A 26,127-nucleotide genomic window follows, 5' to 3' on the forward strand; every position below is an offset into this window, starting at 1 on the left:
GGATGTATTATCTTAAGAACTGAGCAACCCAGCGAAGTAATTCAATTAAGGAGTACTGCCCAAAGAGTTCTCCCTCATTTGTCACCCAGATCGGGAAAAACAGCAGCAGGCAAACAGTAAGCAGGCTGGTGAGAAGAAGACTCACAAACCAACCGCTACGTAAAATCTTCTGATTAACCGCCCACTTAGCCAGATGCTGGCCCATTCGCCAGCGGACCCAGCCCCTGCGCCATAAATACCCCAGGAAAGAGATAACAATGGCAGCGATGGCAATAAACAGGCCGCAGTAACGCGCCAGTACCTCCAGGGATGCGAGTAAATTATGCTGATTATCCCAGCGCAGGAACGGCGTAAGATAGACCCGTCCTGTCGCAATGTCGCTGAACCAGATATCGCCATAAGCGGTATAAAGCGGCATCAACAGATAGATAATGACAGCGCTGAAGATTGCCCACTTCACCACCGACCAGTTTTGCACAGCCTTCGTAATAGCCTGCAGGCTGGTCAGGGCTTCATCAATATAGGTCGTCGTGACCCCACGATTCATCGCTTCGCGGAGCATATCCCCGGATTTACCCTTGCGGTTCGCATCCAGCATCTCCTGGTGGGCTTCCGATTCCATAAAGGTGGCCACCGTTTTACGGCTGCACGTCGCAACAAGCGGATTCAGCAGTTTCCCTCTGGTGGTTCGATAGACAAGCTCATTAAGATCGTTTTTTAGCATCAACTCAACGACATGTCCCGCATCCAGTATCTGCGGACGACGACCGTAAACGATCCAGTTAACAGGCTGCGCAGCAAGCTGAGCCTGGCGTAGCTGGCTCGTAAACCGGGCAAAGGGTACGCTGGCGTTGTAGATAAAATTAACGTTACGCAACCCCTCATCAATACTGGAATCTGCCAGCTCAACGGCACCATAATTCGCCAGTTCCGGGATGCCCGCTTTGTAGAGGCCATCTTTAATGAACCTCGGCACATCCTCACGATGGTAGATCAGCTGGTATTGGGGCACGGCAACGCTGGAAAGCCGGGTAATGCGGGTTGTTTCGCCTGTTCCTTCACAGGGTGAACAGCGCTGGTTTCCCGAGCCGCTACAGTGGTTGCAGTTCACCCTGCCGCCTGTGCAGGTCGAGCACATCCGGTAATGGCTCTCCGTGCGATACTGATTGGTGTAGTGATCGAAATGGCTGCGCTGTTCCAGTACCTGCCCACTTCCTCCACAGGTTGTGCAGCTCACGCGTCCAGTACCATAGCACCAGGAGCAGTTGACCTGCCCGCGTCCATTACAGTTAGTGCAGTTTTCAGTTAAACAGAGACGCGTTGGGTGGGAATAGATTTCTTGCTCTTTTTCAAGTGCCCCGTAAGGCTGGGAAAGCACCAGCGCCTGAGCTTCACGCAGTGTTTCTGCCCGGGACAAGACCGCGCTGGTTTCAGCCTGAAGCGCCTCGGCGTACTGGAAAGTACTGGTAAAAACGCGGGTTCCGTTCCCGGCACTGACTCTTCCTACCTGCGTGTGATCTGTCGTCTCAATGCGAAAATGGAGACTTAAGTTAATCTGGTAGTCGAAATCAATTTTTTCGACCAGTTCCAGGTCAAGATTATCTGGCTGTAGCCTCGTAGAACGCTCCACGAAGTTTTGAATGGTGGTAGAGCACGTATCCAGCCACGCGTCTTTCATCTTTATTCCCTGAATTGAGAGTTGTTATCGGCAGAATGATATGGCTTTGCATAGGTTAGGCAACTACTAATAAACGGAGTTTGGGGGGTGATGGTGGAGTATTTGGCGTATATAAAATGCGATGTAATGAGCCTGACGTAATTACTTGTTTAGCGTTAATAGTTAATTTTTTATTTAGTGTGGTGTTTGGGTAGGATAAAAAAGCCTCCTACTTTTAAATAGTTTAATTGAATTCTGATACCTTCGGCTATCTCATGATGCGGTTAAAAAGTTTGCTAATTTTGTATAAGGCCTACTGATAATCCTGCATTTACCGAAAGCTAAGTGACGGGTTATGGGGATTTCACCTCCATCCTGACGTTCCTCATGAAAGACCAGTGATGAACGGAACCGGCTTCAGTACCGGAATAAAAATTGATGTGAAGGCCTCGATGGGCAGATTTTTTGTTACTTGTGAGATGCTGGTAGGTTGATCGGGTAAGGTTTTGCGAGCATCATCGCAATTATTTACCTTCTTGCGTAACGCGATGGCTTCCAGCAAAACTCTTGAACAGGCAATTGCCGACATCACTATCTGGCGCAAAGGCGATCAGCGTGCGCCGCATAAGCCGTTATTACTGCTTTATGTGCTGGCGAACTATCAGCAGGGGCATGCTCGTCTGTTTGATTACGGCACAGAAATCCGCGATCAGCTGCATAGCCTGCTGGAACGTTTTGGTCCGCAACGCGCGCAGTACCGCCCTGATATGCCGTTCTGGCGGCTTAAAGGTGATGGCTTCTGGGAGCTACGGAATGACGAATTTTGCTCCACGACAGGTAGCAGCAGGCAGCCACCCGCTGGAGAGCTGGTAAAACATAACGTCGCGGGCGGGTTTGATGAACAACACTATGCGCTGCTGAGTAAGAACAAAAATCTTATCGGTTCGCTGGCGCAACAAATTCTGGAAGCCCACTTTCCGGAAAGCATCCAGGAAGAGATCGCTGACGAGATGGGTTTTGATGTCAGGCAGATCCGCAAGGTTCGCGATCCTCAGTTCCGTCAGCAAGTGCTCCGTGCTTATAACTACCAATGTGCGATCTGTGGGTTCAACATGCGGCACGATCATTCTTCCGTTGCGCTTGAGGCTGCGCATATCAAATGGAAGCAGCACGGTGGGCCGTGTGAAGTCTCGAACGGGCTGGCGCTGTGTGCGATTCACCATAAGGCGTTTGATAAAGGCTCGATTGGGTTGGATGAGGAGATGCGGATAAAGGTGTCGAAAGGAGTGAATGGGAATGGGATCGTTGGAAAACTGTTCTGGGATTTTGCTGGGAAGCAGATTGCACTGCCGATGATGAAGGGGGATCTTCCACGGGAGGGGTTTGTGGAATGGCATAGGCGAGAAGTGTTTAGAGAATGAGGAAAGCCGGATTCGAATTTTACACCCAACAGACTGATATCAAAGTGGTTTATAAACAAGAATAATTAGTTATTCCCGCACTTGTACCCACAAGTTAAAATCCATATAAAAACAGACATTGCGACTCGGTATTAAGTCGTATCAGTAGAACACCGATATGGCTATCAAAGCAAGATTTAAGCCACTGCCTTTACATTGTCAACAACGGTATCATGATCTGATATGAGCAGAGGGAGATTGCATGACCTAACAGGAAGCAAGTACCCTCGGAAAATGAATAGCCCAGTTCTGCTACGTGGAATTGCCCTAGCCAAATTTTGTAAATACAGTAGAATGCTGTGCGCTATAATTTTTAGGAGATTTCGGGAGGTAAATTCATGAAAGATCAAGACGTTAGAGCGGCCATCCATCGTAAGCTCTTGAAAGGTATACATTCAGACCCTGACTGTCTTGTTGTTGATGAGTTTTCCATATCTCTTGGAGCTAGTAGGGCAGACATTGCTGTAATCAATGGGATCTTGCATGGCTATGAGCTAAAGAGTGAGTGCGATTCTCTTGAACGTTTACCGTTTCAAATTAAACATTACTCATCTGTTATGGACAAAGTTACACTTGTTGTAGCAGAAAAACATTTGCCTGGAGCTTTGGCATTAATACCTGATTGGTGGGGGGTAAAAACAGTTACAGTTGGACCAAAAGGTGCAATCCATATAAAACATACGCGTGGTGAAAAGTTAAACCGTCAGCATAATTCTTTGATACTTGCTCAACTCCTTTGGAAAGAAGAGTGTCTTGAAATACTTGAACGATGGGGCTGTTCTAAAGGTTATAAAAGCAAGCCCCGTTTTGAACTATGGGATGTAGTTGCAGAAAAGATTCCAATTAATGATTTAAGGCATGAAGTCAGAACAGCCTTAAAAAAACGTGTTGACTGGAAAATTAAGGCCTAGCAGGTAAACTTTGAGCCAATCTAGTTAGTTGCGTAACGACTAGCTTCAAATGGTGTGTATGTGCAACTTTTCTCCATTCTTTCGAACCACCTGACTTATTTATACCAAGCGCTCTCTGGTTGATGTAATCATCTCCCCAACTAAATTGCGGCCCATAGACACTATAAATGGGTGATTTAACTAAAATGTCGCAAAGATTCTTAGTTTGCCCCCAACCATTTCCCTTTACAGCTGTTCCTTTGACAAAGATCCACGATGTGTCATTTGAATATCTCACTGCCACATATTGCGACATAAAGCGAGGATCCACACTTGTAATAGTTGAACTCGCGGTAGGGTAATCACTAAAACTTGGTGTTCTATTTAAGTTTGTATTCTGCACAACATAAGACCAAAGATCGTATTCGTGCCTTGGAATAGAATGAATTTGTTGCTGCGGTATACCTGCCTGAGAAGCTGGATAAGCTGTAGATGAAATGATCAACGATCTCCAATGTGCTTGACCAACAAGTAAATTAAACACATTCAAAGCTAATTGTTTAAGATTATCATCCGCATTTTGAATATCACCGAAATCAATAATTATATCAATAAAAGATGGATGAAGATTAAACTGACTAATCAACTGACCGAAGAGGTGCCATGTTTGCGGGGTGATTGAAATTGCAATTCCGTTTGTTAAGTTACGTTGCACTGCATGAATGTAATTTAGAGACGATACAGGCGAGACGACAGGTATAATTTCTTTACCAAAAGATCTTGCATCTTGAATACACATATCTAATGGATGATGGCGATTTGTTCCGTGCACATCTAAGTATTTCAAATCAAGAAAAATGGGGCGACTCGTTGACCATGAAGATGCTAAGTTAGATCCGAAGCTAGACAAATAAGTATTGAGGTTTTTTTTATAGCATTCATTTTCATGATCCCAGTCAATGTCAGGCATTGTGATAATTGGAGTTAAACCATCAATTGTTGTCTGCTCTAGCAGCATCAAAGATTCATATTCGGCAGGTTTCCATTTTAACTGGGGATAATAGTGATGAAGACTCATTAACATTCCTTATCAGATTTATCAAAGTACTTTACAAGTACATGGGGCGAATGGCACTAGGTGTCTAAACAGTATGCTCATGAAAATAATATAAAAAATTGAACCGCATCTAAATTTTGATAATGACTATTAGTTTTGAACTGGGATTTGAGATTAGTAATTAACTATGCTCATTATATACATTCATTGAAACTGTCCCCCTGAGGCATCAAGCAGTAGCTGTATATCAAGACAAGCCTACACGCCTGCTGGGAGATGCGGGCATGATGAAACAGGCACAGTGCCGTCACAGATGAAATGTGCATAAGTTAGGTCCTGATAAAAGAAAAGAAGGAGTTACTGGGTTGGATAAATAGGGATGTAAACGTAACCGCAACTGCCAAGTGTGTCGGCTTCACAAGTAACCCCTTTGTGAAATAGCGTGACGCATTGCTGATGCCGGGGGAGAATTCTCCGCTGGAGAGTATCAGCTCCAGTTGCTTGAGTATCAACGGAAAGGCCATGCCTCGTTGTCACTGAAAGCACCGTTCAACCCGGCTCAATCTGTTAGAAAATGCAGGCGGTTGTTTTCCTGCACCAGACGAGCGCCAAACAGGGTGTGATCGTGCGTTTTAGTCCCCACAGCTGGCAGCCGGGATTCTCCGGCTTGGTACCGGATCCGGAGTGATTGTTCATTAATGATTCTGATTAAAGAGAAGGATTAATTGAGAGTAACGCTTCGAAGAATGACATAGAGACCATTGCGGCCCTGACGACGTTCAGCAAATTCAGCCAGAACGCCGCATATATCTTCTACCTCGCAGCCAGATAATGGCAGATATTAGCTGACCATTTATTCGCCCGTACAGAAGCGAAACAGTCGGGAGCCAGGATATTGCCGGTACAGGGTCATTACCTAACGTTTACTGATGATTTTCATATCCAGCTTCGCTCCGCGAATGACACAATGCCCTCTGAGCCAATAACCGGATGGTTACATCGAACTTGTGGTTTATGCCATGCAAAGCTTTAGTCTGCGCCATCTGTGATTTCACCAGTGATCTGAGCGAATGGTGCAAAACTAGAGCTGGCTACTGTTCTGCCTTAGCCGAATATTCTGGCCTGACATGAATGGTGATACCAGGCGAAAACATGATCCACCAGAGCAGGATACGCAACTTTGCAACTATTCCTGAATCCATGATTTTCACGAAAAATTTCAAAGTCTGGCGCGGCGGTTATCATTTCGAGTAAAGCGCGACAAATGTACTCGGGCAGTTAACAGAGAACGTGTAACATAGATATCAATTGAACATACATTATACTGCCAGCCGTTCTGGGATTATGGGGCGCTGCATGGTCTGAGACGTGATAAAAATCAAAACAGGGAACACGATGAAATTCACCGAAGATACCCGGGTAAAAATCCCCGTCATCCTCCACCTGATACGGCTGGGCTACCGCTACCTGTCTCTGAAAGAACAACACTGGGACAAAGAAACCAACATCTTTCCTGACCTTTTCACCGCTGCAGTTGGCAGAATTAACCCCGGAATTGCGCCCGACGACATCGGGCGCCAGTTAAAAGATCTCACGCTGCTTCTCGACAACGACGACCTGGGCCGCGCCTTCTTCGAAAAACTCAGCGACCGTTCCGGCATCAAACTGATAGACTTCGATAACTTCAACAACAACAGCTTCCATGTCGTCACCGAACTGACCTGCGAAAACGGCGATGAAGAGTTCCGCCCAGACATCACGCTGCTGATCAATGGCATGCCACTGATCTTTATCGAAGTGAAAAAGCCCAACAACCGCGAAGGTATCGTCGCAGAACGCAACCGCATCAACGAACGCTTTAAGAACCCCAAATTCAAACGCTTCGCCAATATCACCCAGTTCATGATCTTCTCCAACAACATGGAGTATGACGACAGTGACCCGGAGCCGATTCAGGGGGCATTCTACGCCAGCAGCTCATACAGCAACCCGGTATTCAACTACTTCCGAGAAGAAGAACTCTTCAACCTGACCAACTTACTGAAACCGCTGTCAGAAGAAACCGAAATCGCCGTTCTGAAAGACAACAACCTGGAAGTCATTCGTACCAACCCGGAATTTCAGACTAACAAAGATCACAACCGCCCGACCAACCGCCTTTGCACCGCGCTGTTGAGCCGCGATCGGCTGGCATTTATCCTGCGCTATGCGCTGGTGTACGTCGCCGAACCGGGCGGCATCCAGAAGCACATCATGCGTTACCCGCAGCTCTTCGCCACCAAAGCAATCGAGCGCAAACTGAACGCTGGCGTGAAAAAAGGCATTATCTGGCACACCCAGGGCAGTGGAAAAACCGCACTGGCTTACTACAACGTGCGCTTCCTGACGGATTACTTCCAGAGCCAGCAGGTGATCCCAAAATTCTACTTTATTGTTGACCGTCTGGATCTGCTCCAGCAGGCGCAGCGCGAGTTCACCGCCCGTGGCTTAATTGTTCACCTTATTGACTCACGCGAAGCCTTCACCCGCGACATCAAAGCGGCGCAGGCGCTGCACAATCACCACGGCAAAGCGGAAATCACCGTCGTCAACATCCAGAAATTCCACGATGACCCGGACGTCGTCACCATCAAAGACTACGACATCAACATCCAGCGCGTGTATTTCCTCGATGAAGTCCACCGCAGCTACAACCCCAAAGGGAGCTTCCTGGCGAACTTAAGCCAGTCGGACACCAACGCCATCAAAATTGGCCTGACCGGTACACCTCTGCTGGGAACGGACTACAACTCCCGCGACCTCTTCGGCGACTACATCCACAAATACTACTACAACGCCTCCATTGCCGACGGCTACACGCTGCGCCTGATCCGTGAAGAGATCGCCACCAACTACCGGATGATCCTGCAACAGGCGCTAAAAGACGTAGAAGTCAGAATGGGCGATGTAGATCGCAAATACATCTACGCCCATCCCAGCTTCGTCAAACCGATGCTGGACTACATCATCACCGACTTTGCCAAAAGCCGGGGCGCGCTGAATGATGGCACCATCGGCGGCATGGTGATATGTGACAGCTCTGAACAGGCCAAACAGATGTTTGAATTGTTCAACGCCGACTACGCCGAATCGCCCACCGTTGCCGATGAAGTTACCGACGAAATGTCTATATTACAGGCCGCAGAACCCGCTGCCGTTTACCAGATCCACGCCAAAGAAACACGGAAAATCAAACGCGCCGCTCTGATCCTGCACGACATCGGCAGCAAGCAGGAACGTAAAGAATGGGTGGAACAATTCAAGGCGGGTGAGATTGACCTGCTGTTCGTCTACAATATGCTGCTCACCGGCTTTGATGCCAAACGGCTGAAAAAACTCTACCTCGGGCGGGTGATCAGAAAGCACAACCTGCTCCAAGCGCTGACCCGCGTCAACCGAACCTACAACCACTTCCGCTACGGCTACGTGGTGGACTTCGCCGATATCCGCCAGGAATTTGACGCCACCAACAAAGCCTACTTCGAAGAGCTACAGGCCGAACTGGGCGACGAAATGGAGCACTATTCCCGCCTGTTTAAATCGGCGGAAGAGATCCGCGAAGAAATAGAACACATTAAAGATGTTTTGTTCAGTTTCGATACGGAAAACGCAGAAATTTTCACTGACCAGATAAACCAGATCCAGGACCGGGAAACCGCGCTGGCGCTAAAAAACGCGCTGGCCGATGCCCGCAGCCTGTACAACCTGATCCGCCTCCAGGGCAACACTGAGTTTCTCCAGGCGCTGGACTTCAACAAACTCAACATCCTCTACCGCGAAGCCAGCCACCGCCTCGACTTACTCAACCTGAAGGCGGATCTGGAGCAGGGTGTTGACCTCTCCGGTCTGTTGAACCGTGCGCTGGAAGAGGTGATCTTTGAATTCCACAAAGTGGGCGAAGAAGAACTGGTGCTGGCTGACGAATTGAAAGAGACGCTGCGCCGTACCCGTGAAGCGCTGGCCGCCAACTTCGACCAGCAGGACCCGCAGTTCGTCAGCCTGAAAGACGAACTGGAGCGACTGTTTAAGAAAAAGAAACTCAGCGAAGTCACCCAGGAAGAAATGGTTGCGAATATCGGCACACTCAATAAAATTCATGACCGCATCAAAGAGCTGAACCGCCAGAACAACCTGCTGCGCCAGAAATACCGGGGCGACGTGAAATACGCGCGTACCCACAAACGCCTGCGCGAGCGCGGCGGCCTGAGCGAACCAGAGCGTAAAATCTTCGAAGCACTGCTTGGCGTTAAGCTGGATGCGGATGAAAAAGTGCTGAACAACAGTCAGATACTGAACAATGAAAGCTACTTTGAGCGCCAGATTGTGTCATGTGTACTTGACCACTTTGAACAACAGCAGAACATCACTCTCAGTGCGAAAGCGGCTGGCGACATTAACCGCCTAATTGTGGCGGAATATCTGAACGAATTTAATACCGGAGCACGTACGTGGTAGAACTGGAATTTAGAGACAAAACCAAAACCCTGATCGACAGCCTAAAAAGCATCTGTGCGAACTACGGTCTGGGTAACGACGGTAACGAATTCAAAATCATCACGCAGGCATTCCTGTACAAATTCCTGAACGACAAATTCGCCTTTGAAGCCAAAAAGGTAGATAAAAGCATCGCCAGCGCCGAAAAATGGGAAGTCGCGCTTAATCAGATGAGTGAGGAACAGCGTGACAAGCTGCAACTGAAGATGAGCGCCGACACAGCCCGTCTGAAACCGCATCACTTCATTCAGTATTTATACAACCGTCAAAATGAGGCCAGTTTCGCCACCACCTTTGACGACACCCTGATGGACATCGCCGCCACCAACAACGACGTCTTCGCGGTCAAAACCGACGGCGGCGCGAAAGTGGTGCTGTTTGAACGCCTCAGCCAGTACATCGCCGACGAATCAAAGCGCGACGACTTCTGCCGCGCCATTATCAACAAACTTGCCGATTTCAGCTTTGAACGCATCTTCACGCAAAAATTCGACTTCTACGCCACCATCTTTGAATACCTGATCAAAGACTACAACAGCAACTCCGGCGGTAAATACGCGGAATACTACACCCCCCACGCCGTGGCGCGCATCATGGCGGAAATCCTGGTGCCAAAAGCGCAGCAGGGCGTGGTGCGTAACGTGAGCTGTTACGATCCGTCCGCCGGTTCCGGCACGCTGCTGATGAACGTGGCGCATGCCATCGGAGAAGATCGTTGCAGCATCTTTGCGCAGGATATCTCGCAGAAATCCTCCAGCCTGCTGCGTCTGAACCTGATCCTCAATAATCTGGTGCATTCGATCCCCAACGTTATCCAGGGTAATACCATTCTGCATCCGTTCCACAAGGACGGCAGCGCACTGAAACGCTTTGACTACATCGTCTCAAACCCACCGTTTAAGATGGATTTCAGCGACTTCCGCGATGCGCTGGACAGTAAGGAAAACCAGCAACGTTTCTTTGCCGGGATACCGAAAGTACCCAAAGCCGCCAAAGACAAAATGGCGATTTACCAGTTGTTCCTGCAACACATCATTTTCTCGCTGAAACCGGGTGGCAAGGCGGCGGTCGTGGTGCCGACCGGCTTTATCACCGCGCAGTCGGGTATTGATAAAGGGATTCGCGAACATCTGGTGAAAAATAAGATGCTGGCGGGCGTGGTCTCCATGCCGTCCAATATCTTCGCTACTACCGGCACCAACGTGTCGATCCTGTTTATTGACGCCAGCAACAAAGAGAAAGTGGTGCTGATCGACGCCTCGAATTTAGGTGAAAAGGTCAAAGACGGCAAAAACCAGAAAACGGTGCTGACGGAAGAAGAAGAGCAGCGTATCTGCGAAGCGTTCAACAATAAGTGGAGCGAAGAGGATTTCTCAGTGGTGGTCAGTTATGACGAGATCACCGCGAAAAATTATTCGTTCAGCGCCGGGCAGTATTTTGATGTGAAAATTGAATACACCGTTATGACGCCGGAACAGTTTGCCGTGAAGATGAAAGGGTTTACGGAGAATCTGGAAAGTTTGTTTAGCCAGTCGCGCGAACTGGAAGCGGAGATTAAGAAGCAGATGGCGGGGCTGAAATATGAGTAATGCTGTTTCTTTTCTGAAATATGGTGATGTAGCCGAATTTCGTAATGGTTTAAATTTCAGCAAAGATAGCCACGGTAAAGGGTGCAAGTTCATTGGTGTCGCTGATTTCAAAGATAATTTCACTCCTCAATGGGAATTATTGGGTGAAATTAATCCATCAGGAGTTGCCAGAAAGGAAGACTACCTTGAGTCAGGCGATATTATTTTTGTCCGTTCTAACGGTAATAAATCCTTAGTAGGGCGAAGCCTTTATATAGATCGTAATGAAAAATCGCTGTACTCTGGTTTCTGCATTCGAGCCAGATTAAAAAAAGATGATTTTCTCCCCCTGTTTTTGGCTTACTATACACGAACTAATTTTTTTAAATCTGCTATCACGGGTGTGGCGGGGACAAATATTAATAATTTGAATCAAGATATTCTTGGTAATGTCATGATTCCACATTATTCAATAGAGATTCAGAAATCAATAGTCGATGTATTGTCATCCATTGACGAAAAAATCTCCATCAACAACCGCATCAACGCCGAACTGGAAGCGATGGCGAAAACGCTGTATGACTACTGGTTTGTACAGTTTGATTTCCCTGATGCCAACGGAAAACCGTATAAAACCTCCGGCGGGAAGATGGAGTATAACGCTATGCTGAAACGGGAAATTCCGGCGGGGTGGGCATCTGGAACATTAGAGGATTTAGGCCAGATTGTGGGTGGCAGTACTCCCACTACCAGTAGACCAGAGAATTTTACAACAAATGGTACTCCGTGGATCACACCAAACGATTTGTCTGACTATCAGAACAATAAATTTATCTCTCGTGGTGCTCAGGACGTTTCTGTTGAAGGGATTAAAAGTGCATCACTAAAGACTTACCCTGCCGGAACTGTGTTATTAAGTTCACGAGCACCAATTGGCTATATGGCGATCGCACGAAATGAATTGACTACAAATCAGGGTTTCAAATCCTTTATTCCGTCAAAAAATTACTCAACGGAATATGTGTACTATGCGGTGAAAAATAGCCTACCCGTTATCATGAAAAATGCCTCGGGATCAACGTTTAAAGAAGTTTCTGGCGCTGTTTTGAAGAGTATCGAGGTTATGCTTCCGGCATTTCCTATTGCTGATAATTTTACAAAACCGGTGGCTGAAATATTTTCCCGTCAGGACAAACTTGAACAGGAAAATCAGCAACTCACTGCACTCCGCGACTGGCTCCTCCCTCTGCTTATGAACGGACAGATCATGGCTAAATAATCCCCTGCGTGTTTTTCGGGGCACAGTACTGATCTGGACTGCGCCTCGCTCACTGTATCCAAATACCATGCCATCCATTAATGGATGTGGTATATTTCAATTTTACTGGTATTAATTATTACAACACCTAATCAACCTATAATTGTCATAAAAGATCTGAATTTTCACTATGATTAGACAGTCAATCCAGTTCAGTAAATCGCCGGAATATGCATTATTGAGAATCTCCCAGCGATTTAGGGTATATTTTTGCTCCTTGCTGGAATTGTCTTATTTAAAATGAATATTGATGAAGTGGTTCGTTCCAACTTATCTCAATGGATTGTTAGTTTTGGCATAGTCAAAGGGAGAGATACCTTCTTGCATATTCGCATCCAGATAATCCGCCCACCACTGCAACATCAATCTACGCTCCCCCAGATGCTCCGCCTTATGGATGTAAGCTGCCCGAACAGAACTACGCTCCTGATGGCTCATCTGCCGCTCCACTGCATCCCTCGACCACAATCCTGACTCAATCAGTGAACTACAAGCCATCGTCCTGAAACCATGCCCACATACTTCCGTTTTTGTATCATAGCCCATCACTCGCAAAGCCTTGTTCACCGTGTTCTCACTCATAGGCTTACGCGGATCGTGATCACCCACAAAAATCAGCTCTCGATTCCCATTCATGCTCTTGATCTTTTCCAAAATAGCTAAGGCCTGACGTGACAGGGGAACAAGATGAGGCGTCCGCATCTTTGAACCACGCTGCGAATGTTTAACACCGTCCAACGGTGCACGCTCTCCTGGAATCGTCCATATAGCCGTTTCAAAATCCACTTCTGACCAGCGTGCAAAACGTAGTTCACTTGAGCGGATAAATACTAATAAAGTAAGTTCGACAGCTAATCGAGTTAAAGGCCTGCCGGAATAGTGATCAATGCGGTGAAGCAATTCAGGAATGCGGTTAAGCTCCAGAGCAGCACGGTGCTGTCTTTTCGCCGTAGCAACTGCACCGGCAATCTCTTGTGCTGGGTTGTAATCGATTAAGCCGCTCTGAACGGCAAACCGCATAATCGCAGTAGTTCGCTGTTGCAAACGAGCCGCAACTTCGAGTCGTCCAGATGATTCCACAGCCTTAATGGGTACAAGCAAATCTCGTGTCTTCAGTTCCGCAATGTTCCGCTTACCGATAGCAGCAAAGAGATTATCTTCAAGGCTTTTCAAAACACGGGCACTGTGCGATGCAGACCATTTCTGATTGCTGGCGTGCCACTCTCTGGCTATCACTTCAAACGTTATCGCTTCTTGTTCCTGCTCTACCTTAACGGCTTTCTTGTTCTCACTAGGATCGACGCCATTAGCTAATAGTTTACGGGCCTCATCCCTGCGTGCCCGGGCATCCGCCAGCGACACTTCAGGATATTTCCCCAGGGCCAGCATCTTCTCCTTACCGCCAAAGCGATAACGCAGTCGCCAGTATTTGGAGCCGTTAGGGTGAACCAGCAAAACCATGCCATCACCGTCAGTCAGTTTGTAGGCTTTTGCTTCCGGCTTAGCCGAACGAACCTTCACATCACTCAGAGCCATGATGAGTATCCTTTCAAGGGTTCTGTGTGGGTACAAACATTATCGAACCGGGATATACCCGCAGTTGTACCCGCATCAGTAAGTTGATGTAGATTGAATCAGGTTGACTTAGGTTGAGTGAAAAAGCGAGGAGAGCCTTGCGGATACTGGATTTCAGGCACAAAAAAAGACGTCCGTTGACGTCTATTGATGTTCCGATGGTGCCGAAGGCCGGACTCGAACCGGCACGTATTTCTACGGTTGATTTTGAATCAACTGCGTCTACCGATTTCGCCACTTCGGCACTGAAGGGGATGCGGAAACGTTGTGGATTATACCTGTCGCGCGCCGCCATGCAAGCGGCGACGCGCTAAACCGCGTTAAGTGCCCAAAAAACCAGCGCCTCCGTCAATCCAGCTCCGTCACCGCCATTCGAATCACCCTCGCTGCCTTCTGTTCCGGCAGCTTCAGCACCTTGCCCCACATCGCCTGCACCATCTCGCAGGTAAGCTTCTCTTTGCCCACCGCGTTCTCCGGCATCACCAGCAGCTGGATATCCTTGCCGTATTGAACAGTGAGTTCCTGCATAATCGGCCGCACATCCTCCACCGCGGCGGCGTGTTCTTCCGGGGAAACGGTGTGGCGATCGTTACTCCAGCCCGCGCGCATCATGTCGGCGTCGGCCTGCATGCGGCGCTGCATCAGGTCTTTATCCAGCACCCGCATCGGGTTGATACCCCCCTTCACGCCCGGGAACAGGAAACGAAAACAGGCGTCGTCACTCACCTTCTGAATGGCGGCCGTCTGCTCCATGTTGATCTTCATATACGCCACCGCATTCGCGTCGGGGGCGTATTGCAGGCGCGACATCTGCAGGCTCAGGATCTGCGGCTGGACCACGTCGATAATGTCCTGCTCAGAATCGCCCGCCTTTTGCATAGTGAGGATCTGCTCGCGAATACGTGTCACAAATCGGGGGTCCTGCTCTTTTAGCACCTGCCAGGCGGGCATGGCGTTAAGGGTGGTATCAAGCCGGTGTTCGGGGGTGTTCTGCAGGCGTTGCTTGTCGTAATAAACCCAGAAGGCTACTGCTGCGGAGATAACTGCCACTGCGACTATAGGTGTCCACGCTCTTCTCATCGTTACGCATCCTTAATCCTTTAGCTATGCCGGTTTACACCGGCACGCCGCTATGGAAGCGAAACTCGTTATCCGGTGTTGAGATAAGTGTGGCTTCAATTTCACCAAAAAGCTGTATCCGGGAAGAGATATCCTCGTCGCTGACCTGTTGGGCAAGGGTCAGATAGTCCTGATAATGCCGCGCTTCAGAGCGCAGCAGCGACAGGTAAAACTTCTGCAGATCGTCGTCGAGGAAGGGTGCCAGCGCGGCGAAACGTTCGCAGGAGCGCGCTTCGATATAGGCACCGCAGATGAGCTTGTCGATCAGCGTCAGCGGCTCGTGGGTGCGCACGGCTTTCAGCATCCCTTTGGCGTAGCGGCTGGCGGTGATTTTGACGTAGGGGATGTTGCGGGCCAGCATCGCCTCGCGCACCTGCCAGAAGTGGTGCAGCTCCTCTTTGATCAGCAGCACCATGCTGTCGATGAGCGCCTGACCCCAGGGGTCGTCGGTTTTGGGCATCACGCTTTTGCCAATCTGCTTGTGCAGGCCGACAAAGTCCGGTTCCGGGCCTTCGCGGAAGGTAAAAGCTTCGTAGGGCTTGAGCCACTCGAGCAGCGCGTCGGCACCGCTCTCGTCGGCGACGTATTTGCGCACTAATAACAGCGCGGTCTGGGCGGCTTTGAGCTCGCACACCATATGGTCGGTGAGCAGCACCGGCAGGTTCGCCGGGTCGCGGGCTTTATCAATCCATGCTTGCGGGGTCGGGCACTGGAGGAAGTTTAAAACAGGGGCAAGTATCTGCGGGTAATCCATTATTTTTCCTGAAGCGGCAGCCGAAGCTGCCGCAAATAACACTTAGTGACGCACGCCGTCGTCATCTTCGTCGATGAAATCTTCGTCGTCTTCGTCACCCTCTTCGCCGTTCGGATCTTCGAAGTAGGTGCCCCAGCCGTCATATTCCACTTCAAACTTCTCGGCCAGGTTCATCAGCTGTTCAACCTGGGCGTCGATCAGCTCTGCCTTCAGCGCGCCTTCGCTCAGGATATCGCAGCAGATGACGGTGTCGCCCTCTTCCACTTCCAGCTCTTCCGGCTCGGTCACTTCATAACCCAGACGGAACGCTTCCACCGCCAGTTTCTCCAGCGCTTCGAAATCATCCGCAGAGAAATGGTGTTCGATGGTGTAGAGCGCATCCGGATCGCTGCCGTCTTCCAGCAGTTCTTCAATAATCAGTCGCGTCTCTTCGCGCTGTTCTTCCAGCAGTTCTGGGTTTGCCATGGCTCGTTCCTCTTTAAAGTGCGGCAGATACTTCTATTTTCACACACGGATGTGTTTGCCTCCACCTTTGTAAGAAAGATTTGTGCAACGGGGTTGCAAGTGAATATTGATACAGATAAAGTGAATTTTAATTCAATAAGTGGCCTTTGCCATGTGAGGATAAAATGTCTGAACTGTATAAAAAACATTTCCTGAAATTGCTCGATTTTACCCCTGCACAGCTCACCTCCCTGCTTGCCCTGTCAGCACAGCTGAAGTCCGATAAGAAAAAAGGGGCTGAAGTACAGAAACTTACTGGCAAAAACATCGCGCTCATCTTCGAAAAAGACTCGACCCGTACCCGATGCTCTTTCGAAGTTGCCGCATTTGACCAGGGCGCTCGCGTTACTTATCTCGGGCCGAGCGGCAGCCAGATTGGGCATAAAGAGTCAATTAAAGATACCGCGCGGGTGCTGGGCCGGATGTACGACGGCATTCAGTATCGCGGCCACGGCCAGGAGGTTGTTGAAACCCTGGCGGAATTTGCCGGGGTGCCGGTGTGGAACGGGCTGACCAACGAGTTCCATCCCACCCAGCTGCTGGCGGACCTGCTCACCATGCAGGAGCATCTGCCGGGCAAGGCGTTCAACGAGATGGTGCTGGTCTATACCGGCGATGCGCGTAACAACATGGGTAACTCGATGCTGGAAGCAGCCGCGCTGACCGGGCTGGATCTGCGTCTGGTGGCCCCCAAAGCCTGCTGGCCGGAAGAGAGCCTGGTGGCGGAGTGCAGCGCGCTGGCAGAAAAGCACGGCGGCAAAATCACTCTCACCGAAGATGTCGCGGCGGGGGTGAAGGGTGCAGACTTTATCTACACCGACGTGTGGGTGTCGATGGGCGAAGCCAAAGAGAAGTGGGCCGAGCGTATCGCCCTGCTGCGTGGCTATCAGGTGAATGCGCAGATGATGGCGCTGACGGGTAACCCGAATGTGAAGTTCCTGCACTGTCTGCCGGCGTTCCACGACGATCAGACCACGCTGGGTCAGCAGATGGCAAAAGAGTTCGATCTGCAAGGCGGGATGGAAGTGACGGACGAGGTATTTGAATCGGCGGCAAGTATTGTATTTGACCAGGCAGAAAACCGGATGCATACCATTAAAGCGGTGATGGTCGCGACCCTGGGTGAATAACGTCTGCGTTTAAATAACGGGAGGGTTTTGGCCCTCCTGCTTTTCAAATTATCCGTTAGGGATATTAATTTGCTGTTACCCGCACCTTACCGTAAGGGCACTTTTTAAAAATACATTTTACCGGGGCATCGCACTGTTTGCTCTCCGGGTCGCGATGGCCGGGGCATCTGGACATATTGTGCATCACGCGCCACAGGGTGTGGCTGTATTTATCAATTTGCAGAATATTGATATCGCATAGCTCGTCATTCACGAATAGACGGTTATATAATACTTTTATTTGATCGCCAGGTTTAAAAAGCCGCTCTCCGTTATACCAGAGAATATATTTATGATTATGCTGCGTAAGAATTTTTGAAAATAATGTTCCTGTGGCCGGACTGGCAATCGTACCCAAAGTGATCCATGTTTTAGATGCGGTCATCAAAATACCTTTAACGAACTATGCGAAAAGCGGAAAGCCATACGATCAATAAGTGTAAAAGAACAATTAAAATGCGATAATAGGTACAGCCTATTCTTTCAAAGATGGTTAATAAGCCTCAATATTCCCTTAAGTCAAATTTAACCGCCACGAATAGTGAGAGGAATAGCGCTCCCGCCTCCCCGGTCGATTGATTTTTCAGCGTAAACAGGGTACTTTTTTGCCTTAATTCCAGCACGGATATGCCGATCTTATGCCTATTATTCAATCTGTTGAACGTGCCTTACAGATCCTCGATCTGTTTAATGAACAGGCGACGGAACTTAAAATTACCGACATCAGTAAACAGATGGGCCTGAGCAAAAGCACGCTCCACTCGCTCCTCAAAACCCTGCAACTGCACGGCTATATCGATCAGAACCCGGAGAACGGTAAGTATCGTCCCGGCATGAAGCTGGTTGAGCGCGGCCACTTCGTGGTGAGCACCATGGATATCCGCCAGAAAGCGAAGCACTTCCTGACGGCGCTGTCGGAGCGTACCGGGCAGACCACCCATCTGGGCATTCTGGACGGGCGCGAAGGGGTCTATATCGAGAAGATCGAAGGCAAGCTGGCGGCCATCGCCTACTCGCGCATTGGCCGTCGCCTGCCGGTGCATGCTACCGCTATTGGCAAAGTGCTGATCGCCTGGCTGAGCGAGGCCGAGCTGAATACCCTGCTGGAAGGCTATCACTACACCACCTTTACCCCGGCGACCCTGGCCTCCCGCGAGGCGCTGCTGGCCGCGCTGGCGCAGACCCGCGAGCAGGGTTATGCCCTGGACAGCGAAGAGAACGAACAGGGGGTGCGCTGCGTGTCGGTCCCGGTGCGTAACCACGAGTCCCGGGTCATTGCCGCCCTGAGCCTCTCCACCTTAACCTCCCGGGTGAACGACGAGGAGCTGGCCCGCTTCCGCGAGCAGTTGCAGGAGGCCGGGCGCCAGCTCTCTCACGCGCTGGGCTACCCGGCCTGAGCCGTTATACCGGCTCGTAAGTGAAGTAGTCGAAGTCGGCGTGGCAGCCGTCACCGCTGATGTCCTCGCAGTGCAGCCCCACAAACGCGCCGGTAAAGAAGCCGCGCCCGCCGATATAGTCATCTGACAGCTTCCACGCCTCGTACGTCACCGGCACGGTGTGCCACTGCTCCCCGTCAAACGAATAGCTGTAGCGGTAGACCAGACGATCGACATCCACCCGCAACCAGATGCTCTCTGCGCTCTCCGGCACCGGGATGGGCTGCTCGTGCAGCGGCCATGACGGCACATTGTGGTCGAGCTGGATCACCTTGAGGGTTCTGCCCTGCCCCTCCTCGTAATCGACAAAGCAGTAGCTCCAGTTTTTGCTGTTGTAGTAGCAGGTCAAGCCCGCGCTCTGCTGGAAGTGACGCGGGGCAAACTCCATCCGCGTTTCCGCGCGGAAGGTGAAGTGCTGCCAGCGGCGCGCCACCGTGGACTGGGTGAAGGTTGAGTTAAGTGAGTCGTTGCCATACAGCCGCAGGAAGCCTTTACGGGCCCGCAGGGAGCCGAGGGAGTCGTCAAATGGTATGCGCAGGGTCTGTAGCTCCGGGTCGAGGCGCTCGCCGTCGAAATCGTCTCGCCAGTTGGTCTGCGCCACGGCGGGGCTCTCGGTCATCTGCGGGCCAGGCACCGTCAGTTGGACATGCTTGCCGCCCTCCACGTATGGCCAGCCGTCGCGCCATTCAATGCGCGCGATCCCCGTCTCACGCCCCAGGGAGCAATATCCCCGCCCGCCGGAGCCCAGCAGCGGAATGCCCGGCAGGCGCTGCGGGCGGCTGGTGAGAAAGGCCATGTACCACTCCCCGGTGTGGGTCTGCAGCAGCGAGCCGTGGCCGCTTTTTTGCAGCGGGTTCTCCGGCAGGTGCCAGCTGGTCATCATCGTCACCTCCGGGTGCAGCTCGTAGGGCCCGTCGATGGTTTTTGAGCGCAGCACCACGACGGCGTGCTCGTAGCTGGTGCCGCCTTCGGCGACCACCAGATAGTACCAGCCCTCCTTACGGTAGATATGCGCCCCTTCGGTGTAGCAGAGCGGCGTGCCGGTGAAGAGGGTTTTGCGCTCCGGCGACAGCGTGCAGGTGTGCGGATCGTACTCCTGCATCACGATGGTGTTATGCGGGTTGCTGTGGTGGCGCGGCCCCCACGGGCGGTAGATATAGTATTTGCGGCCATCGTCATCGTGGAACAGGGAGGGATCGAACCCGCCATTACCCATCGGGATCGGCTCGCTCCATGGCCCTTCGATGGAGGGGGCGGTGACCAGGAAGTTGCGCCCGTTTTTCCACGGGGAGTCGACAATCTTCACATCGGTATAGAGCAGCCAGAACTGCCCGTCGGCGTAGCTCAGGCACGGCGCCCAGATGCCGCCGGAGTCCGGGTTGCCCTTCATGTCCAGCATCGACACGCGATCCAGCGGGGTGCTTACCAGCCGCCAGTTCTTCAGATCCCGGGAGTGGTAGATGCGCACGCCCGGGAACCACTCGAAGGTGGAGGTGGCAATGTAGTAATCCTCGCCCTGGCGACACATCGACGGGTCGGGGTTAAAGCCGGTCAGAATCGGGTTGGTAATGGTGTACATAGAGCCTCCTCCTTAATGAGATGCTGCCGTTGCCGCGGCGGGAATGGCTTCGCCCTGCGCCGCGCGATGCTTGAGTAACTGCTGGCTGATGGCCTCCACTCGCGCATCGGTGAGTTTGTAAAACGACAGCATGATGAACATGCCCACGTAGAGCGCCACCGGCACCACGCAGAACAGAATTTTGATGGTGGTGAGCACCTCTACCGGCTGCACGCTGCTGCTGGCGGAGTAGTTCACGTATGCCAGGATCCAGCCCACCACCGCGCCGCCAATCGCCAGGCCGATCTTCAGGCTGAACAGGTAGGTGGAGAAGACCAGCCCGTCCAGACGGCGGCCGCTGCGGCTCTCCTCGTAATCCACCACGTCGGAGGCCATCAGCCACTGCAGCGGCGTGGTGGTGTTAAAGACAAACAGGAATACGATGTTGAGGGCAAAGATCAGGGCGATATGCTCGGCCGGGGTGACGAAGATCAGCAGGCTGATGAGGGAGTAAGCGACGATGATCCACTTGAAGGCCTTCACCCGGTCGAAACGGCCCAGCAGACGGGAAGAACAGAGCGAGCCAAACATGGTGGCGATGCTGCCGTAGAGCAGGAACTGGGTCGCCAGCTCCGGATGATCCATCACATATTTCACAAAGTAGAGCGTCGCCCCGCCGCGCACCACGTTGGAACAGGTGGCCATCATTTTGAAGGCGCACATGATCCGCCACTGGCTATTGCCCAGCAGCAGCTTGAGATCTTTCGCCACCGACGATCCCGGCTGCACCTCAAAGGTGTAGCGCTCTTTGGTGGTGAAGAAGCAGACCAAAAGCAGCACCACGCCGCAAAGCCCCAGCACGCACATCGCGCCGAAGTACCCCAGCTGCTCGTTGCCTTTCCCGATGATCCCCACCAGCGGCAGGGCAATGCCGCTGATCGCCAGCGATCCCGCCGCGGCGAGGAAGAAACGCCAGGACTGCATGGCATGGCGCTCCTTCGGATCGGCGGTGATCACCCCCGGCATGGCGCAATAGGGCACGTTGACGAAGGTGTAGACCAGGGTCAACAGGATGTAGGTGACGCAGGCGTAAATCACTTTGCCGTTGGCCGAGAAATCCGGGGTGTAGAAGGTGAGCATGCAGACGAGGCCAAACGGGATCGCGCCCCACAGCAGGAACGGGCGGAACTGGCCGTAACGGGTGCGGGTGCGGTCCACCAGCAGCCCCATCAGCGGGTCGGTCACCGCGTCCAGCACGCGGGAGACGAGAAACAGCGTGCCCATAATCCCGGCGGATAAACCAAACACATCGGTGTAGAAATAGGCGAGCAGGAACATGGTCGCCTGCCAGACAAAGCCGCAGGCGGTGTCACCCAGCCCGTAGCCAATTTTATCTTTCATGGTTAATGGCATCATCAGAAATACACCCTTATTTAGTGTGCTGAATTCACAACAACGTGTTAATAGAGTGTAATAAGCTGATTAATTTATCAGCAATGGCCATATCTTATTTCTGAATTACGTTATTTTGCTTTTGTGACACTGCTCGATATATATCAAATGGCTGTTTTAAAAGCGTAAAAATAAATAAATAGCAGGCATGAAAAAGCCGTCCACGGAATATTTTCCGTAGACGACAAGAGCGATAAATATAATTAAAGACCGAGCGCTTTTTTACCGGCGTTAATAACCTCGATAATTTTATCCGTATCGTAAATACACCCTTTCCAGGTGCCGCCGCTCACCGACTGTAATGCCGCCCACAGGCGCGTATCGTCGGGTAAAAATTCATGGGCATGCAGGTCCGGATGCGGCTGGCGACGTGCCAGTTCAATGGCCCCCTCTTCCGGGGTGAGCGGCGCCAGTGGCGTGCCGATAAAGTTCACGCTGCCGGTCAGGGTAAGGCGGTCCACCACAATCTCAATGATGTCGTTATCGCGCAGCTTACCAATCGGCCCACCGGCCAGCGCTTCGGGCGCCACATGCCCAAAACAGGCCCCGGTGGAGACGCCAGAGAAGCGGGCATCGGTGATCAGCGAGACCGTTTTACCCCAGGAAACATGCTTCAGCGCCGAGGTGAGCTGGTAGGTCTCCTCCATGCCGGTGCCGGACGGCCCGCCGCCGATCACCACCATGATGTCGCCCTGCTCAATCTCGCCGTTTTTGATCGCCTTGATCGCCCGGGCTTCCGAGACGAACACCCGCGCCCGGCCGGTATGACGGTAAACGCCATCCTCACCCACCACCGACGGGTCGATGGCCGTGGCTTTGATCACCGATCCCTCCGGCGCGATGTTGCCCACCGGGAAGGCCACCGTGGAGGTCAGTCCGCGGGCTTTCGCGCGCGCCGGCGGCAGGATCACCTCATCCGGATCAACGCCGTCCTGCTCGCGCAGGCACTGGCGGAAGCGTTCCCGCCGCTCAGAGCTCTGCCACCAGTCGAGGTTTTCCCCGACGGTCTGGCCGGTGACGGTCATGGCATCCAGATGCAGCAGACCGAGCTCGCGCAGATGGAGCATCACTTCCGGCACGCCGCCCGCGAGGAACGCCCGCACCGTTGGGTGGTAATCTGGCCCGTTCGGCAATACGCTCACCAGCCGCGGCACCTTGCGGTTGATGCGCGTCCAGTGCTCCACGTCAGGAATAGTGCAGCCCGCCGCGTGGGCAATGGCGGGGATATGCAGCAGCAGGTTGGTGGAGCCGCCGAACGCGGCGTGGATCACCATCGCGTTTTCAATCGCTTTATCGGTGAGGATATCGCGGGTGGTGATGCCGCGATTATCCAGTTCGATCACCGCCCGCGCGGACTGGCGGGAGACCTCCAGCCACACGTCCTGCCCCGACGGGGCCAGCGCCGAATGGGGCAGCGCAAGACCTAAGGCTTCGGCCACCACCTGGGAGGTGCCCGCCGTGCCGAGAAACTGACAGCCGCCTCCCGGTGTGGCGCAGGCGCGGCAGCCCAGCTCGGCAGCCTCCTGCAACGAGAGTTCATGGTTGGCGTAACGCGCCCCGATGGTCTGCACCTTGCCGGCATCCTCGCCGAAGGTTGGCGGCAGCGTGGCCCCGCCCGGCACCAGAATCGTCGGCAGAGTATGCATCGCGGCCAGGGCGATCATGGTGGCTGGCAGCCCTTTGTCGCAGGTGGCGACGCCAATCACCGCCCGGCGCGTGGGCAGGGAGCGGATCAGACGACGAAACACGATGGCGGCATCGTTGCGGTACGGCAGGGAGTCAAACATCCCGTGGGTGCCCTGGGAGCGGCCATCACACGGGTCGCTGACAAAGGCGGCAAAGGGTATTCCGCCGTTGCGGGTGATCTCTTTTGCCGCCGCCTGCATCTGCAGGCCAATCTCCCAGTGACCGGTGTGGTAACCCAGCGCCACCGGGCGGCCATCCCCGGCGCGGATCCCGCCCTGAGTGCCGATAATCAGCACCTCTTTGCCGGTGAGTTTATTGGCATCCCAGCCCATCCCGGCGTTCTGCGTCATGCCAAACAGATTGCCGCTGGGGGATTCCATCAGCATCTGCGGGGTCAGGGGCAGCGCCCCCTGCGGCCCCGCCGCGTGGGTGATCACCGAATAGAAGGCGTCATCCTGCGGGGTAAAAATGGTTTCTATCGACATCGTGGCCTTCCGGTTCAGCAGAGCTTGAGCTGTTGCAGCAGCGTTTTCAGCTGCGCCTTGCGCGCCTCATCCAGCGGCCCGGCAGGCGGCAGCACGTGGGTGGAGACCGGGCGTACGCACAGGGAGATCGCCTCTTTGATCACGTTCACAAACGGCGTATCCAGCTGATACATCTGCGGAATTTGCAGCAGAGTCTGATGATACTGCGCTGCCCGGGCCAGGTCGCCGTCGCGGAAGGCCTGCAACAGGTTGACTGACACCTGCGGGGCAAAGTTACCGCTGGCGGAGATCGCCCCGTCGCCCCCCAGCAGCAGGGTGTTGAAGAGGTGATCGTCGTAACCGCACAGCACCACAAAGTGCGGGTGCGCCGCTTTGACGGTGAGGACCATGCTGCGCAGATGGGCCACCGAGTCGATGGTGTCTTTAATGCCCACGATATTGGCCCGGGAGTCCACCAGGGTTTTGACCAACTGCGGGGTCAGATCTTGCCCGGTCAGGGCCGGGAAGTTATAGAGGATCACCGGCAGCGTAACGCTGTCGGCCACCTGCTCAAAGTAGCGGATCAGGTTCGCTTCCGATACTTTCCAGTAATAGGGATTGATCACCACGATGCCGTCGGCACCGGCCTGCTGGGCATGCTGGCTCAGCTCGATGGTTTCCCGGGCGTTGGTGCCCCCGGTACCGATCAGCACCGGCACACGACCGTTCACGTGGGCGATGGCGAATTCGGCGATCGCTTTGCGCTCTGCGGTGTTGAGCTGGGAAAACTCCCCGCCGCTGCCTAAAAAGAACAGGCCATCGACCCCGGCATCGATCATGTGGTCGATAAGCGCGGCGCTGCCCTGCTCATCCAGCCTGCCGCTGGCGGTGAAGAGAGTGGAGACAGGGGGAATAATGCCTGAGAACTGCACGGTCTGCTGCATGAGAACTCCTTGCTGACTCATTTTGTTCTACATTATAGAACAGCGTTCGTTTATTTAACTTTTATACTAGAACGCGAAGAAAGCGAAGGACAATCAGGTAACACGAGGGTGTGTCTGTTTTTTAAGCTTGATCACAGAACGGAATGAAAGGATGAAACTCCCTCTCCCGACGGGAGAGGGGAAAGGCGTCAGGCCACCAGCATCTTCACAACCACTTTGCGCACCTGCGCCGGGTTGCCCACCGCGCACAGCGGCTTGTGGACTTCGCCCGGGTAGAAGACCACGAAATCGCCTTCGCTCAGCACCACGGTTTTCTCCTGCTCGCCTTCCGGCAGGAAAGCGATATCTTTATCCGCCAGCCAGTCGGTCTCCGGCGTGCCGTTTGGCAGGGTGCTGAAGGTCATCCCTTCCTGGCCTTTCAGGACGATCTGGATGTCCAGATAACGGGCGTGGTACTCGGCGCGACGCTCGGCGAAGGGCTGGGTCATATCTTCGGAAACCAGATAGAACAGGTTGTTGCCGTCGATATCATGTTTACCGGTCGGGGTAGCATCGGACACATGGGTTTTAACGTGTTCGATCGCCTGGCGCAGCTCTTGCGGCAGCCAGGTCTGGAGGTTATGGATGTTGCCAACGATCATGATTTAATCCTCAATATAAAACAACGTTTCATTTTAAACTTTTATACGAGAATTTTAGCTGCCATACCACCACTTTTTGCCCGGGATTTGCACTTGCGCATAACCATGCACGCCCAACCGTTTTCGCTGCGTAAAGTGTGCATTATTCGCTTGATCCGCGGGTCAGGCTGCGTATAATGCCCCACAATTTGCCAGGAGGAAGCATGCTCAAACATGTTCGACAGAGTGCCCCAGCGCGTCTTAAAGCAGACGCTGGCCTGCTGTTTTTCTTCCCGTTGCGATCCCTATTCCAGAAGCCCCTCATTTGAGGGGCTTTTTTTTGCCCGGCGTCAGGAGATAAAA

Annotated in this window: 21 protein-coding genes, 1 tRNA gene and 2 pseudogenes; 9 read left to right on the top strand and 15 right to left on the bottom strand. The window is 52.4% G+C overall.

The genetic code is table 11. The features are described from left to right. Positions 1–7: 7 nt before the first annotated feature. The gene (locus ACT3IC_RS06970) at positions 8–1,678 is read right to left on the bottom strand and encodes a DnaJ-like cysteine-rich domain-containing protein (protein ID WP_473476875.1); all 1,671 of its coding nucleotides are present in this window, start codon (positions 1,676–1,678) and stop codon (positions 8–10) included. 527 nt (positions 1,679–2,205) lie between these two features. Between ACT3IC_RS06970 and ACT3IC_RS06975 the strand changes: the two genes are divergently transcribed. Continuing rightward, positions 2,206–3,078 carry a phosphorothioated DNA-binding restriction endonuclease gene (locus ACT3IC_RS06975; protein WP_473478887.1) on the top strand — a complete coding sequence of 291 codons (873 nt, stop codon included), beginning with the start codon at positions 2,206–2,208 and terminating at the stop codon, positions 3,076–3,078. A gap of 377 nt (positions 3,079–3,455) precedes the next feature. After that, the gene (locus ACT3IC_RS06980) at positions 3,456–4,028 is read left to right on the top strand and encodes a sce7726 family protein (RefSeq protein WP_473476878.1); all 573 of its coding nucleotides are present in this window, start codon (positions 3,456–3,458) and stop codon (positions 4,026–4,028) included. Here the strand turns inward: ACT3IC_RS06980 and ACT3IC_RS06985 are convergent. The 3 genes and pseudogenes from ACT3IC_RS06985 to ACT3IC_RS06995 form a co-directional block, all read right to left on the bottom strand. Further along, positions 4,018–5,085, bottom strand: coding sequence for a beta family protein (locus ACT3IC_RS06985; protein WP_473476881.1), 1,068 nt, complete (start codon positions 5,083–5,085; stop codon positions 4,018–4,020). The genes ACT3IC_RS06980 and ACT3IC_RS06985 overlap by 11 nt on opposite strands. 336 nt (positions 5,086–5,421) lie before the next feature. Beyond that, positions 5,422–5,760, bottom strand: a pseudogene (locus ACT3IC_RS06990) (type IV toxin-antitoxin system YeeU family antitoxin). 25 nt (positions 5,761–5,785) lie between these two features. Next, positions 5,786–5,977 (bottom strand): annotated as a pseudogene (locus ACT3IC_RS06995) (DUF987 family protein). Positions 5,978–6,459: 482 nt separating this feature from the next. On the opposite strand from ACT3IC_RS06995, the gene ACT3IC_RS07000 reads away from it, so the two are divergent. Genes ACT3IC_RS07000 through ACT3IC_RS07010 form a run of 3 tightly spaced genes read left to right on the top strand, consistent with a single transcriptional unit; the run spans position 6,460 to position 12,444 of the window. Continuing rightward, positions 6,460–9,558: a type I restriction endonuclease subunit R gene (locus ACT3IC_RS07000; protein WP_473476885.1), complete on the top strand. Its 3,099-nt coding sequence runs from the start codon at positions 6,460–6,462 to the stop codon at positions 9,556–9,558. Next, positions 9,552–11,186: an HsdM family class I SAM-dependent methyltransferase gene (locus tag ACT3IC_RS07005; protein ID WP_473476888.1), complete on the top strand. Its 1,635-nt coding sequence runs from the start codon at positions 9,552–9,554 to the stop codon at positions 11,184–11,186. Before ACT3IC_RS07000 ends, ACT3IC_RS07005 begins: the two co-directional genes overlap by 7 nt. After that, positions 11,179–12,444, top strand: coding sequence for a restriction endonuclease subunit S (locus ACT3IC_RS07010; protein WP_473476891.1), 1,266 nt, complete (start codon positions 11,179–11,181; stop codon positions 12,442–12,444). Before ACT3IC_RS07005 ends, ACT3IC_RS07010 begins: the two co-directional genes overlap by 8 nt. A 309-nt stretch (positions 12,445–12,753) precedes the next feature. Here the strand turns inward: ACT3IC_RS07010 and ACT3IC_RS07015 are convergent, their stop codons facing one another. The 5 genes from ACT3IC_RS07015 to rraB all read right to left on the bottom strand — a co-directional run bounded on the left by ACT3IC_RS07015 (position 12,754) and on the right by rraB (position 16,396). Next, on the bottom strand, positions 12,754–14,019 hold the full coding sequence (locus tag ACT3IC_RS07015; protein WP_473476894.1) for a tyrosine-type recombinase/integrase: 1,266 nt from the start codon (positions 14,017–14,019) through the stop codon (positions 12,754–12,756). A 198-nt stretch (positions 14,020–14,217) separates the two neighbouring features. Continuing rightward, positions 14,218–14,302, bottom strand: a tRNA-Leu gene (locus ACT3IC_RS07020). A 104-nt stretch (positions 14,303–14,406) separates the two neighbouring features. Next, positions 14,407–15,138, bottom strand: a complete 732-nt coding sequence (locus ACT3IC_RS07025; protein WP_473476897.1) for a topoisomerase II — start codon at positions 15,136–15,138, stop codon at positions 14,407–14,409. A 34-nt stretch (positions 15,139–15,172) separates the two neighbouring features. Continuing rightward, positions 15,173–15,931, bottom strand: a complete 759-nt coding sequence (gene miaE / locus ACT3IC_RS07030; RefSeq protein ID WP_473476900.1) for a tRNA isopentenyl-2-thiomethyl-A-37 hydroxylase MiaE — start codon at positions 15,929–15,931, stop codon at positions 15,173–15,175. A 42-nt stretch (positions 15,932–15,973) separates the two neighbouring features. Continuing rightward, on the bottom strand, positions 15,974–16,396 hold the full coding sequence (gene rraB / locus ACT3IC_RS07035; RefSeq protein WP_103178050.1) for a ribonuclease E inhibitor RraB: 423 nt from the start codon (positions 16,394–16,396) through the stop codon (positions 15,974–15,976). On the opposite strand from rraB, the gene argL reads away from it, so the two are divergent. Both argL and argF read left to right on the top strand, forming a co-directional pair. Continuing rightward, entirely contained in the window at positions 16,286–16,591 is a 306-nt protein-coding gene (gene argL / locus ACT3IC_RS07040; RefSeq protein ID WP_473476905.1) for a putative translational regulatory protein ArgL, read from the top strand. The genes rraB and argL overlap by 111 nt on opposite strands. Further along, entirely contained in the window at positions 16,561–17,565 is a 1,005-nt protein-coding gene (gene argF / locus ACT3IC_RS07045) for an ornithine carbamoyltransferase (protein WP_473476908.1), read from the top strand. The genes argL and argF overlap by 31 nt, the downstream gene beginning before the upstream one ends. 64 nt (positions 17,566–17,629) lie before the next feature. Here argF and ACT3IC_RS07050 read toward each other — a convergent pair whose 3' ends face one another. Continuing rightward, a complete protein-coding gene (locus ACT3IC_RS07050; RefSeq protein WP_473476911.1) occupies positions 17,630–17,989 on the bottom strand; it encodes a hypothetical protein in 360 nt (119 codons plus the stop codon). Between the two features lie 253 nt (positions 17,990–18,242). Here ACT3IC_RS07050 and ACT3IC_RS07055 point away from each other — a divergent pair, with 253 nt between their 5' ends. Beyond that, on the top strand, positions 18,243–19,001 hold the full coding sequence (locus ACT3IC_RS07055; protein WP_473476914.1) for an IclR family transcriptional regulator: 759 nt from the start codon (positions 18,243–18,245) through the stop codon (positions 18,999–19,001). A 4-nt stretch (positions 19,002–19,005) separates the two neighbouring features. Here the strand turns inward: ACT3IC_RS07055 and ACT3IC_RS07060 are convergent, their stop codons facing one another. The 5 genes from ACT3IC_RS07060 to ACT3IC_RS07080 all read right to left on the bottom strand — a co-directional run bounded on the left by ACT3IC_RS07060 (position 19,006) and on the right by ACT3IC_RS07080 (position 25,785). Continuing rightward, a complete protein-coding gene (locus ACT3IC_RS07060; protein ID WP_473476918.1) occupies positions 19,006–20,619 on the bottom strand; it encodes a glycoside hydrolase family 43 protein in 1,614 nt (537 codons plus the stop codon). Positions 20,620–20,631: 12 nt separating this feature from the next. Next, on the bottom strand, positions 20,632–22,014 hold the full coding sequence (locus tag ACT3IC_RS07065) for a glycoside-pentoside-hexuronide (GPH):cation symporter (protein WP_473476922.1): 1,383 nt from the start codon (positions 22,012–22,014) through the stop codon (positions 20,632–20,634). Positions 22,015–22,253: 239 nt separating this feature from the next. Next, entirely contained in the window at positions 22,254–24,221 is a 1,968-nt protein-coding gene (locus ACT3IC_RS07070) for a YjhG/YagF family D-xylonate dehydratase (RefSeq protein ID WP_473476925.1), read from the bottom strand. 14 nt (positions 24,222–24,235) lie between these two features. Continuing rightward, positions 24,236–25,144: a dihydrodipicolinate synthase family protein gene (locus ACT3IC_RS07075; protein WP_473476929.1), complete on the bottom strand. Its 909-nt coding sequence runs from the start codon at positions 25,142–25,144 to the stop codon at positions 24,236–24,238. Between the two features lie 188 nt (positions 25,145–25,332). Then, the gene (locus ACT3IC_RS07080; protein ID WP_103178042.1) at positions 25,333–25,785 is read right to left on the bottom strand and encodes a YhcH/YjgK/YiaL family protein; all 453 of its coding nucleotides are present in this window, start codon (positions 25,783–25,785) and stop codon (positions 25,333–25,335) included. Between the two features lie 203 nt (positions 25,786–25,988). Between ACT3IC_RS07080 and ACT3IC_RS07085 the strand changes: the two genes are divergently transcribed. Further along, positions 25,989–26,093, top strand: a complete 105-nt coding sequence (locus tag ACT3IC_RS07085; RefSeq protein WP_103178041.1) for a pyrBI operon leader peptide — start codon at positions 25,989–25,991, stop codon at positions 26,091–26,093. Positions 26,094–26,127 lie beyond the last annotated feature (34 nt).

The sequence above is a fragment of the Leclercia sp. GHBNCSD genome, assembly GCF_055805075.1.

Coding starts and splice junctions, on each gene's coding strand:
- ACT3IC_RS07050 (WP_473476911.1), bottom strand. CDS start 17,989: ATGACCGCATCTAAAACATGGATCACTTTGGGTACGATTGCCAGTCCG.
- ACT3IC_RS07060 (WP_473476918.1), bottom strand. CDS start 20,619: ATGTACACCATTACCAACCCGATTCTGACCGGCTTTAACCCCGACCCG.
- rraB (WP_103178050.1), bottom strand. CDS start 16,396: ATGGCAAACCCAGAACTGCTGGAAGAACAGCGCGAAGAGACGCGACTG.
- argL (WP_473476905.1), top strand. CDS start 16,286: ATGGTGTTCGATGGTGTAGAGCGCATCCGGATCGCTGCCGTCTTCCAG.
- ACT3IC_RS07055 (WP_473476914.1), top strand. CDS start 18,243: ATGCCTATTATTCAATCTGTTGAACGTGCCTTACAGATCCTCGATCTG.
- argF (WP_473476908.1), top strand. CDS start 16,561: ATGTCTGAACTGTATAAAAAACATTTCCTGAAATTGCTCGATTTTACC.
- ACT3IC_RS06985 (WP_473476881.1), bottom strand. CDS start 5,085: ATGAGTCTTCATCACTATTATCCCCAGTTAAAATGGAAACCTGCCGAA.
- ACT3IC_RS07075 (WP_473476929.1), bottom strand. CDS start 25,144: ATGCAGCAGACCGTGCAGTTCTCAGGCATTATTCCCCCTGTCTCCACT.
- ACT3IC_RS07085 (WP_103178041.1), top strand. CDS start 25,989: ATGCTCAAACATGTTCGACAGAGTGCCCCAGCGCGTCTTAAAGCAGAC.
- ACT3IC_RS07070 (WP_473476925.1), bottom strand. CDS start 24,221: ATGTCGATAGAAACCATTTTTACCCCGCAGGATGACGCCTTCTATTCG.
- ACT3IC_RS07010 (WP_473476891.1), top strand. CDS start 11,179: ATGAGTAATGCTGTTTCTTTTCTGAAATATGGTGATGTAGCCGAATTT.
- ACT3IC_RS06980 (WP_473476878.1), top strand. CDS start 3,456: ATGAAAGATCAAGACGTTAGAGCGGCCATCCATCGTAAGCTCTTGAAA.
- ACT3IC_RS07000 (WP_473476885.1), top strand. CDS start 6,460: ATGAAATTCACCGAAGATACCCGGGTAAAAATCCCCGTCATCCTCCAC.
- ACT3IC_RS07015 (WP_473476894.1), bottom strand. CDS start 14,019: ATGGCTCTGAGTGATGTGAAGGTTCGTTCGGCTAAGCCGGAAGCAAAA.
- ACT3IC_RS06970 (WP_473476875.1), bottom strand. CDS start 1,678: ATGAAAGACGCGTGGCTGGATACGTGCTCTACCACCATTCAAAACTTC.
- ACT3IC_RS07025 (WP_473476897.1), bottom strand. CDS start 15,138: ATGAGAAGAGCGTGGACACCTATAGTCGCAGTGGCAGTTATCTCCGCA.
- miaE (WP_473476900.1), bottom strand. CDS start 15,931: ATGGATTACCCGCAGATACTTGCCCCTGTTTTAAACTTCCTCCAGTGC.
- ACT3IC_RS07080 (WP_103178042.1), bottom strand. CDS start 25,785: ATGATCGTTGGCAACATCCATAACCTCCAGACCTGGCTGCCGCAAGAG.
- ACT3IC_RS07065 (WP_473476922.1), bottom strand. CDS start 22,014: ATGATGCCATTAACCATGAAAGATAAAATTGGCTACGGGCTGGGTGAC.
- ACT3IC_RS06975 (WP_473478887.1), top strand. CDS start 2,206: ATGGCTTCCAGCAAAACTCTTGAACAGGCAATTGCCGACATCACTATC.